Here is a 10911-nt window from a genome sequence, read left to right as displayed (position 1 = left end):
ATTATTACGAAGTACTTACACTATGAATAATGTAGGTTAGAAGCTGTTCTGAATTTATTCCTGATTCGCATTAGGAATAAATTCAATACAGCTTCTAAGCAATACACTAATAAATTTGCTTCTATCTTTGATTTACATTATCTTTGCCGCAAAAAGGTTAAATGAATTACACAACTTTTCTTTTCGACTTCGATTATACGTTAGCAGATTCTTCACTTGGTATCATCACTTGTTTTCAAAATGTACTCACCCGACACGGTTATACGAACGTAACCGACGAAGCTATCAAGCATACCATCGGCAAAACACTGGAAGAATCCTTTTCCATACTGACAGGAGTAACGGATGCGGAACAATTGGCATCCTTCAAAAGAGAATACGGCAAAGAGGCGGATACGCACATGACAGTCAACACCATACTCTTTCTGGAAACAAAGTCTGTACTACTGGCTCTGAAAGATGCGGGTGCACTTATCGGAATCATCTCTACCAAATACCGCTTCCGGATTAAGGAATTGCTTGACCTGCATTTCCCCGCTAACTTTTTCAATATCATCATTGGAGGAGAAGATGTAAAAACGCCAAAGCCATCACCCGAAGGTCTGCTGCTTGCCATCAAGAAATTAAAAGTCGCCAAAGCAGAAACACTTTATGTGGGCGACAGTACCGTAGACGCCGCCACCGCCAAAGCCGCCGGCTTAGATTTTGCAGGTATAACCCACGGAGTTACTACAGCCGAAGAACTAAGTAAATATCCACACCGGAAAATAATGAGTTCGCTGGAAGAATTACTGGAAAACGAACAGCAACCGGCCGTTGTTGATACACCACCCGCACTTCCGGAAGCAGAACCGGAACCGGAAGCAAAACCAAGAGCAGAAGCGGAACCGAGAGCAGAAGCGGAACCGAGAGCAGAAGCGGAAGCTGAGCCTGCCCCACTAACCGTTCAATCACCTCCCGATCCGGTCTCCTCTGCTCCGTCCGGAAGAAAGATGATAAATATCTGGCAAATTCTCCTTCTGGTACCATTCCTATACCTGTCTTTGGGGGAAAATGGAAATACCAGAGTTTTTCTGATTACTTTTATATTGATTCTTTGGTATGTTCTGACCAAACGACGAATTATTCCCAAACGAATATCCAACTATATCGCTCCTTGGTGGAATCCCTGGAAAGCACGTCTCCGCATGATTCATATTAAAATAATACGTGGCAAAGTAACACCACCCGCCTGCAAAGAAAGTAATACCTGCCTGAATTGCGGAACCAACTATACGGGCGATTATTGTTACCGTTGCGGACAAAGCCGTAAAACTTCCCGTTACCGTTTCAGCAATGCTCTCAAAAATATATTGGGGGGATTTACCAATATTGATAATGGTTTCGGCCGTACGCTCCTGGATTTGCTTTACCGTCCGGGATATATGATCAGAGATTTTATTGCCGGCAAACGGATACTCTATTTCCGCCCTTTTCAAACTCTGTTCATACTGGCGGCTATCTACATCATGGTTGTACAATTGGTAGACCCTGATGCCCTGCGTAAAGCAGAAAAAGACTCTTCGAAGGTTTGGAAGCAAGAAATCATTGCGGCGCGCGAACAGTTGCAAGAGCAATTGAAAGAAACCAAAGACTCGGAAAAGAAAGAAACGCTGAATCAGACTATCGAAATCCTGAATCAGAAATTGGAAGATAAAGAAGAGTCAGAAGCGCGTAGCTATTCGATTAACAGCGATGACGATGATGATATTGTAACCGAAATCCTCGAAGGTGATATATCGGAAGGTTCAAAGTTCGACAAATCCTTTCAAAACTTCCTTCAAAGCAATCCTTTCCTACAGAAAGTATGGAATTTGCTGAAAAGTTGGGGACATGGAAACAAGGCTTTCCGCATCATAGCTACACTGCCTCTCTTTGCTCTGGCTACATTTATGGCTTTCCACCGTCGTCGTAAAAAGAACAAAGTGCGCTACAATCTCACGGAACATGTATTCGTACAGGCATACATTGCCTGCCAGATACTCTTTATCAGTATCATCGCATTACCTTTCAATGGAACAGCAACAGTGGACGATTTATATGAAGTGCCCGAAATGGCTATATTCGCCCTTTTCTGGTTGGATTACAAGCAATTGTATGGTTATACCTGGTGGAAAATCTTCTGGAGGACAATACTTATGTTCTTCTATAGTTTCTTACTGATTATACTGTTTGCCCTCCTCTTTGCAGGGTTGCTGATTGCAGTAATCTATATGATGAAGGTTGTTCACTGACCGGTAATTGCAGGTTGTAGAGTTCTCCCGAAGAATATTGTTAACGTCCGCGAACCACATATATGTGGTTCACGGACGATATATGCGATGTTATCCCCTCACTACATCTTCAAAATCTACCTCTAACTCACTATTCCGCTCAAAATCCCAAAGTGTCAGGCTACGGATTTGATAAAAGTAGTACCAATAATAATAAAGTTCAGAGATATGTTTCTGTCGCGCTTCATCTTTCGAGTTCTGCGCATCATTCAAATCCAATGTACTGATTTGCCCAATCATAAATGTTTCCACACTGGTCTTATAGCGCTTTTCGGCAATACCGTCCGCTTCCTGGGCAATGCCCAACTGCTGTGACTGATTATTGAAATTAGCCACCAACAGGTAAATGTTCTGGTTAAAATCCATTTGTTCCTGGCGGATTCTGGAGAGTATCACTTCACGGTTGCTCTCCGCTACACGTACCTTTCCACGACGTTTTCCCCAATCCAGAATAGGTATCTTTACCCCCACTTGCACAATCTGGTTATCAAGTAATTCTTGATAGACCGAGGAAAGACTACGATTCTGCCCCGTATAACCCACACTTGCGAAGAGGTCGATGCTACGCAAGTTTCCACGCGCTATAGCCACATCATAATCCGCTTGCAACTGGCGGCGACGAACATTCTGAGCAAACGAGTTGCGTTCCAATGCCTTGTTCAACACGAGGTTATATTCCATCTTCATGTCCGGAGCCGATTCCGGCAACACAGGCGTCAGATTCTCATCTTCCGACAAGCCAAGAAACGAACGCAACCGGAACATATTCGCATTCAGATTGCTCTCGGCTTCCGTCACATCCGCCTTACCCTGCAAAGCGTTCAGATTCAACTGTAGCAAATCATTTTCCGAAATCTGCCCCATCTTACGTTTGGCTATCGCCACTTCATAAAGACGGTCGGAGTTCATTTTATTCTGGCGGGCTGTATTCAGAGCCTCCTTCGCCAACAGTAAGTTGAAAAAGTAAGTAATTGTCTTCATCGTTACTTCTTCCGTAGCCGTAATGAAACGGGCTTTTGCTTCGGCATACTTCACAGGTTCTATACGACGGTTCCACTTCAGGTTATTCACTCCGAAAATGGGCTGTGTCAATTCCAGGCTGACAGGAACGGACATGAACCGCTTCTCACCACCCGAGCCTAACTGCTGGATATATTCAAGCGAAGATGCCAACGACAGCTTGCCTCCCGTGAACCACAAGTTCTGGTCAACGGACAGTGTACCGGCAAGTCCCAGCGTATTATTACGCACAAACGAGTATGAACCGTCCGAGTTCTGATATCTGCTATAAGACTTATTGTAATTGGGCAATGTACCGGCCAGGTTTATTTCCGGCAGGAGATCCGCACGGAAAGTACGGTATTCCCAATATGCGGTTTTCAATTCATTCAACGCTACGGCAGCGTCTACCGACTGAATACGTGCCAAGGCAATTGCTTCAGGCAAAGTTATAACACGCTCATGTTCTTCCGTCAATGTATCGTTCTGCGCAAAAGTTGCAAACGAAAACAGCATGCAAGCTGCAAGTAGAATATTTCCTTTCATGTTTATCCGAATTATCTTATAAATAGTTGTAAACAGAAAAGCAAAGAACATGCCAAAGCCTTAGAATGATTCCGGAGAGGGGTAAGTGTTCATTATCGGACAGTAGGCATGTTCAGAAACGGACGATAAATTACAAAAGTTCAAGTTTACTATCCTTCATCCGCAGATGACACAGATTACGCAGCTTCTTACTACAGCACCCCCTTAGAACTGGGCAATTCAAAATGATATATATCTCTTTTCACCGCCATTCTTATGGCGCGGGCCAGCGCTTTAAATATACCTTCTATTTTATGGTGTTCATTCTGTCCTTCTGCTTTCACATTCAGGTTCATCCTGGCGGCATCACTCAGTGATTTAAAGAAATGAAGGAACATTTCCGTAGGCATCTCTCCTATCTTCTCACGTTTGAAGTCCGCTTCCCAAACCAACCAGGGGCGTCCGCCAAAGTCCAGGCACACCTGGCACAAACAATCATCCATAGTCAAAGCATATCCATAACGTTCTATGCCCCGCTTGCTGCCCAATGCCCGGTATATACAATCGCCCAATGCAATGGCAGTATCTTCTATCGTGTGATGTTCGTCTACTTCCAAATCTCCCTTTACACGGACAGTTAAGTCCAACCCGCCATGTTTGCCTATTTGCTCCAGCATGTGGTCGAAGAAGCCCAGCCCCGTATGGATGTCACACTCTCCATTACCATCCAGATTCAAAGCAACAAAAATATCCGTTTCCTTTGTAGTACGCCGTACTTCGGCTTTCCGCTCTCCGGCAAAGAGAAACTCAGCCACTTTATCCCAATCCTTCGTGACAAGAGCGCACACGGCTTCCAATCCCTCACAGGCTGCAACGCCTCCTTCGGCTTGCGGTTTCAGCAACGTAGTATCATCTTGCAGAAAGATGGCTCGACACCCCAGATTGCGGGCTAACTCCACATCCGTAGCACGGTCGCCGATAACGAAACTACCGGCAAGGTCATATTCGGGATTATCCAGGTATTTGGCCAGCATTCCGGTACGTGGCTTCCGGGTAGGCGCATTATCTTCGGGCATACTACGGTCAATGAATATCTCGTCGAAAGTAATCCCCTCGCCTTCCAGGGTTTTCATCATCAGATTGTGTGCAGGCCAAAAGGTGTCTTCCGGAAAGGAAACCGTACCTAACCCATCCTGATTGGTTACCATCGCAAACTCAAAATCGAGCTTACTGCGGATAAAACCGAGATTGCGCATCACTTTAGGATAAAACTCCAGTTTCTCCAACGAGTCCAACTGATAGTCTACGGGCGGCTCCATCACCAATGTCCCGTCACGGTCTATAAACAATACTTTCTTCATAATCATTTATACTGCTCTAATGCTTCTATCAACTTGTCATTCTCCATCCTTGTTCCCACCGTCACACGCAGACAGTTGCCACAAAGCGAAACGGAGTTACGGTTACGGACAATAATCCCCGCTTGCACCAGGTAATTATAGATTCTTACCGCATCCGTTACCCGCGCCAGAAAGAAGTTGGCATCCGACGGAAAGACTTCCACCGTACAAGGTAACTTCTCGAAACGCTGCGCCAATTCTTCACGTTCTTCCTTCAAACATTTCACCCAACGTTTTATTTCATAATACTTATGCAATATCTCTATCGCCTGTTTCTGAGTGAGTTGATTCACATTATAGGGATACTTTATCTTATTCATGATACCGATTATCTCTTTAGAGGCAAACGCCATGCCTAAACGGATAGCCGCACATCCCCATGCTTTGGAGAATGTTTGCAACACAATGAGATTCGGGTATTTATCAAGGTCTTTCAAGAATGAGGGAGCATCGGAGAAATCAATGTACGCCTCATCCAGCACCACCAACCCGTCAAACTCGCGCAGTACCTTTGCTATCTCATTCCGGTCTAAATCATTCCCGGTAGGGTTATTGGGAGAGCACAGAAAAATGACCTTAGTATTGGTATTTGCATGAAGCAGCAATTGTTCTGCCGAGAACCCAAACTTATCATCCAGTAATACTTTCACATACTCCACATTGTTCACATCGGCACACACCTGATACATGCCGTAAGTAGGGTCAATAGCCACCACATTGTCAACTCCCGGTTCACAGAAAGCACGAAACACCAGGTCGATAGCTTCATCACTCCCGTTCCCCAGGAATATTTGGTCGGAAGTAACTTCTTTTATCCTCGAAAGCTCTGTTTTCAACTCCCACTGCATAGGGTCAGGGTAACGGTTATGCGGTAGATTATACGGATTCTCGTTTGCATCGAGAAATACCGATGCTGTTACACCTTTATATTCATCACGTGCCGAAGAATAAGGTTTTAACCTCCAGATATTCGGACGGGTCAGTTCTTGTAATGTTTTCATATATTCAACTTATTAAGTCTCACGGTTACTGCATTCTTATGCGCATCCAAATGTTCATTTGCCGCCATCTCTTCAATGGCGAACCCTATATTCTTTATCCCCTCCGGATGTATTTCCTGAAAGGTGATTTTACGGATAAAACTATCAAGGCTCACCCCGCTATAGGCTTTCGCATATCCGTTCGTAGGCAATGTATGGTTGGTTCCCGAAGCATAATCGCCGGCGCTTTCCGGCGAAAAAGAGCCTAAGAAAACAGATCCCGCGTTTACTACACGTTCGGCTATCCGTTCATAATCCGCAGTTTCCACAATCAAATGCTCGGGTGCATACTCATTTGTCAACTCTATAGCCTCTTCCATGTTCCTTACCACAATCAACTTACTGTTTTCCAGAGATTTCGCGGCAATCTCCTTGCGAGGCAATAGCGCCAATTGACGTTCCACCTCTTGTTTCACAGCTTGCTGCAAAGTTTCCGAAGTCGTAATCAGCATTGCCTGACTATCCGCTCCATGTTCGGCCTGGCTCAACAGGTCGGCAGCCACAAACGCCGGATCCGCCGTTTCATCAGCTAGCACTTCTACTTCCGAAGGACCCGCAGGCATATCTATCGCCACATCACGCAGGCTGACCAACTGTTTGGCAGCCGTCACATACTGGTTTCCCGGACCAAATATCTTATAGACTTTCGGCACACTCTCCGTGCCATACGCCATAGCGGCAATAGCCTGCACACCACCTGCTTTGAAAATCTTACTCACTCCTGCCGCTTTTGCTGCAAAAAGAATGGCCGGATGCACCTGTCCTTCCTTGTCGGGCGGGGTGCAAAGCACTATTTCCCTGCAACCGGCTATTCTTGCAGGTACAGCCAACATCAACACAGTGGAGAACAACGGCGCTGTTCCGCCGGGAATGTACAAACCTACTTTCTCAATCGCCACCGCCTTTTGCCAACACATTACTCCGGGCATCGTTTCCACTTTTTTACCCTCGAAGCGTTGTGCCGTATGGAACGTTTCTATATTCCGTTTCGCCAGAAGAATCGCAGCTTTCAGTCTTTCATCTACCTTCGCTTCCGCTTCCTCTATCTCAGCATCCGTAACCGCCAGCGACGCCAATTCCACTTTATCGAACTTCGCTTCCATTTCAAGCACGGCGCTATCTCCCTCCGACTTCACCCGGTCTATAATTCCCTGCACTGTATCAAACAGATTCTCGGTATTCATTACAGGGCGTTTCAGTAGTTCTGCCCATTCCGACCTATCCGGATTATTAATTAGTCTCATAATATTTGGTATATTATTATACACGCAAAGCGAGTAAAAAATAATTTTTATCGTATAGAGTACACTATATTATCATCTTCTCAATCGGTAACACCAAAATACCTTCCGCTCCCAGCGACTTCAGTTTCCCGATAATTTCCCAGAAGCACTTCTCATCCAGCACCGTATGTACCGAGCACCAACCTTCTTGTGCCAGCGGCATCACCGTCGGACTCTTCATACCCGGCAAAACCCGGATAATCTCTTCCAAATGATCCTTCGGCGCATTCATCAGAACATATTTCTTATCTTCCGCCGTCTTCACAGCATCCATGCGGAAAAGCAACTCTTTCAAAATCTCTTTCTTCTCCTCACACAGATGTTTATTACCAATCAGCAATGCTTCCGATTTCATCACCACTTCCACTTCCTTCAGCCTGTTGCTTACCAATGTGGAACCGGAACTTACAATATCAAAAATTGCATCTGCCAACCCGATACCCGGCGCCACTTCCACCGAACCTGTAATTACATGTATTTCCGCATTTACATTCTGCGCTTTCAGGAAATTGGAGAGGATTCCGGGATATGATGTGGCTATTTTCCGTCCCTCAAACCACTGCACGCCCGGATACTCAATATCCTTCGGCATTGCCAACGACAAACGGCATTTGCTAAACCCGAGTCGCTTTACGATTTCAGCATCTTCATTCTTCTCCACGAATTCATTTTCACCTACGATACCGATATCCGCTACGCCCGTCGCTACCGACTGGGGAATATCATCGTCGCGCAAAAACAGCACTTCGACTGGGAAATTAGACGACTGTACCAGCAACGAACGTTTCATTGCACTCAGTTTAATATCCGATTCTTCAAGAAATGACATCGTCTCATCATAAAGACGACCTTTAGCTTGTACTGCAATTCTTAACAACATAACTTTATTTACGATTTGATTATTTACGATTCCTTATTTGCGATTTGTTATTTGCGATTTGTTATTTGCGATTAAACTATTTGCGGCTAAACTATTTGCGGCTAAAAACAAACGAGGCTTACCATTATCCGGCAAGCCTCGTTATTTATATGTATCATCTTATGCACAACAACCATACGCCTACCGATTACTCGCCAGAATAATGATGATGGTGATGATGTGCAACTACAGTTTTCATACAATTCTTTGTTTTAGTGCGACAAAAGTAAACTTTCTGTTTTAAACTGCCAAAGAGTTATCACAAAAAGTTTTGTTTTCCTTTCATTTTCTTAGTTTTCGCCAGTTTTATCTTCTACAAATTCATATTTTATTTATGTCTTCCATGTGATAATTACCGTTCGCATCATATTCTATGATGATGACTTGATTGCTTTGTGCATAACTTAGGATATTAGAACATTATAACGATTTCATTTTATAATCCATCTCAAGAACAAGGTCATATTCATCTTTATCAAGGAATAAAGAATCTGTAATTCGGACAAGGCACTTCTTCTTAATATACTTTTCTAAATTATTAGCAAGAACACAGGTTATAGTTAGCGGAATTGTTTTATCCTTTATATAGATTTGATAAAAGAACTCTTGTAACCTTCTTGAATTTTCGTATCGTACTCTATAGAAGTTGGTAATATCATTTATATGAAATTCCACAAAGTGGTTATTTCTTATGTATTTAATATTTCCAGAATCACACTCAATAATTACTCTCGTTTGTTTGTCAAATTGATTATATTGATATTGGATTATACAAGATTGGATAAAAGTAAATGATACTACAATAATCATCATAATAATTGAAATTATAAAAAAAGATGCTCCCATAAAATCTTTCATGACAAAAGGAATTCCCAGCAGCAACAACGACAGTAATCCTAAAATGACTGTTTTAAATCTTATTTTAAAATTATTTATAGTAAATATTTTATTCTTCATATTGATTATTTTACCAATGATAACTTCCCCAATTTTGTGAGTTGAATGAATTTAGTAAACGCTAAAAAACAACTTGTGACAGTTTTCGAAGAAAGGCTGAATCTTTGTACCATCTACGGCAAAATCACTTGTCGCAAAAACGTTATTCAGCTATCGTCACCTTCTTCCCTTTAAGAATACTAACCGTATAAAACACCAGTCCCGCCCATACAAAAGCGAAACAGACAAGATATTCCATGCCGAAAGTTTCATGATACACAAATATCCCAAGGAGCAGTTGCAGTGTCGGGCATAAATACTGGATAAAGCCCAGCGTTGATAAAGGAATGACCTGTGCCGACTTTCCGAACCAGAAAAGCGGAATGGCTGTAATTAGACCGCTTAGAATCAGTAACAAAGTAGTTGTTGCGGATGAGGGGAAAAAGGGTGTTGTCACATCACTCCCCGCAGCAGTATAAAACAGAAACGCCAAAGCAAACGGAAAAACCATCATCGTTTCGACCGTAAGCGCAGGCATGGATTCAAGGTTTGCTTTCTTCTTTAACAGTCCATACAGCCCAAAAGTGGTAGCAAGAAGTAAAGATATCCAAGGAAACTTACCGTAACTAACAGTAAAATAAACAACACCAATCAGAGCCAGTACGACAGCTATTTTTTGCATGGAGGCCAAACGTTCTTTCAAAAACACATAGCCCAGAAATACGTTTATCAACGGATTGATATAGTAACCCAAGCCTGCCTCAACAATATGATTGCTTGCTACGGCATAGATGTATATACCCCAGTTGGCGCTAACAACAATCCCAGCCAGACCTAATCTGAACAACAGTTTAGGTTGCTTTACATAGCCGATAAATGTTTGCCGGTTCATGAAAAGCACCCAGATAGAGAGAAATGCAAACGCCCATACGATACGATGAGCCAACACATTTACAGCAGGTATTCCCGTAATCGCTTTCCAGAAAATAGGGAAAAGTCCCCAAGCGATATAGCATAGCAAGGCGTAAACAATGCCTTGACTATAACTTAACTTTTTATGATTGAATGACATAGCTTACTCACAATTAATATTTATCGTTTTATTCCCGCAAAGGTATATCATTGTTTTCCGGGATGCAAGCATTTTTCCCAATAAATACCAGTAGGCGGTGAACACGGGATAAGTATCCTGTCAGAATTCCATAGGGGGAGTGTCAGAATTCCATAGGGAGAGATATTTTGTTCCACCAAGTGAAACACTTTGTTCCACCAAGTGATACACTTTGTTCCGACGTGCAATACTTTTTGTTTCAATACGACGAAACTCTTTGTTTCAATACGATGGAACATTTAGTTTCAATGCGATGAAACTCTTTGTTTCCGAGCGTAGAAACAAAAAGTTTCTCACTGTGAAACTAACAACGGTAACCTATCCGGTACAGACAATATTACGATACAAATGTGGATGATACACAGAGTGAGGGTAGAAGTTACCCT

General features: G+C 43.1%; 8 protein-coding genes. 1 reads left to right on the top strand and 7 read right to left on the bottom strand.

The window, feature by feature from the left end:
* Positions 1 to 161 precede the first annotated feature (161 nt).
* A complete protein-coding gene (locus B2Z67_RS13875) occupies positions 162 to 2273 on the top strand; it encodes an HAD-IA family hydrolase (RefSeq protein WP_291530430.1) in 2112 nt (703 codons plus the stop codon).
* A 90-nt stretch (positions 2274 to 2363) separates the two neighbouring features.
* Here B2Z67_RS13875 and B2Z67_RS13870 read toward each other — a convergent pair whose 3' ends face one another.
* The 7 genes from B2Z67_RS13870 to rarD all read right to left on the bottom strand — a co-directional run bounded on the left by B2Z67_RS13870 (position 2364) and on the right by rarD (position 10486).
* On the bottom strand, positions 2364 to 3857 hold the full coding sequence (locus B2Z67_RS13870; RefSeq protein WP_291530429.1) for a TolC family protein: 1494 nt from the start codon (positions 3855 to 3857) through the stop codon (positions 2364 to 2366).
* A gap of 191 nt (positions 3858 to 4048) precedes the next feature.
* Positions 4049 to 5200, bottom strand: coding sequence for a bifunctional histidinol-phosphatase/imidazoleglycerol-phosphate dehydratase HisB (gene hisB, locus B2Z67_RS13865; RefSeq protein ID WP_291530433.1), 1152 nt, complete (start codon positions 5198 to 5200; stop codon positions 4049 to 4051).
* Positions 5200 to 6237 (bottom strand): histidinol-phosphate transaminase, encoded by a 1038-nt coding sequence (gene hisC, locus B2Z67_RS13860; protein WP_291530428.1) that lies wholly within the window; start codon positions 6235 to 6237, stop codon positions 5200 to 5202. The genes hisB and hisC overlap by 1 nt, the downstream gene beginning before the upstream one ends.
* Positions 6234 to 7520, bottom strand: a complete 1287-nt coding sequence (hisD, locus tag B2Z67_RS13855; protein WP_291530427.1) for a histidinol dehydrogenase — start codon at positions 7518 to 7520, stop codon at positions 6234 to 6236. Before hisD ends, hisC begins: the two co-directional genes overlap by 4 nt.
* A gap of 64 nt (positions 7521 to 7584) precedes the next feature.
* Positions 7585 to 8436, bottom strand: coding sequence for an ATP phosphoribosyltransferase (hisG, locus tag B2Z67_RS13850; protein WP_291530432.1), 852 nt, complete (start codon positions 8434 to 8436; stop codon positions 7585 to 7587).
* Between the two features lie 462 nt (positions 8437 to 8898).
* Positions 8899 to 9435: a hypothetical protein gene (locus B2Z67_RS13845; RefSeq protein ID WP_291530426.1), complete on the bottom strand. Its 537-nt coding sequence runs from the start codon at positions 9433 to 9435 to the stop codon at positions 8899 to 8901.
* A gap of 142 nt (positions 9436 to 9577) precedes the next feature.
* Entirely contained in the window at positions 9578 to 10486 is a 909-nt protein-coding gene (gene rarD / locus B2Z67_RS13840) for an EamA family transporter RarD (RefSeq protein WP_291530425.1), read from the bottom strand.
* Between the last annotated feature and the right edge of the window lie 425 nt (positions 10487 to 10911).

This window comes from Bacteroides sp. UBA939 (assembly GCF_002293435.1).
Taxonomy (GTDB): domain Bacteria; phylum Bacteroidota; class Bacteroidia; order Bacteroidales; family Bacteroidaceae; genus Bacteroides.
Note: the sequence above shows the minus strand (reverse complement) of the source record. Positions and strands in the feature narration are given on the sequence as shown.

What these genes read in the sequence shown, in the direction of transcription:
- B2Z67_RS13875 (WP_291530430.1), top strand. Translation starts at nt 162, where the DNA reads ATGAATTACACAACTTTTCTTTTCGACTTCGATTATACGTTAGCAGAT.
- B2Z67_RS13870 (WP_291530429.1), bottom strand. Translation starts at nt 3,857, where the DNA reads ATGAAAGGAAATATTCTACTTGCAGCTTGCATGCTGTTTTCGTTTGCA.
- hisC (WP_291530428.1), bottom strand. Translation starts at nt 6,237, where the DNA reads ATGAAAACATTACAAGAACTGACCCGTCCGAATATCTGGAGGTTAAAA.
- hisD (WP_291530427.1), bottom strand. Translation starts at nt 7,520, where the DNA reads ATGAGACTAATTAATAATCCGGATAGGTCGGAATGGGCAGAACTACTG.
- B2Z67_RS13845 (WP_291530426.1), bottom strand. Translation starts at nt 9,435, where the DNA reads ATGAAGAATAAAATATTTACTATAAATAATTTTAAAATAAGATTTAAA.
- rarD (WP_291530425.1), bottom strand. Translation starts at nt 10,486, where the DNA reads ATGTCATTCAATCATAAAAAGTTAAGTTATAGTCAAGGCATTGTTTAC.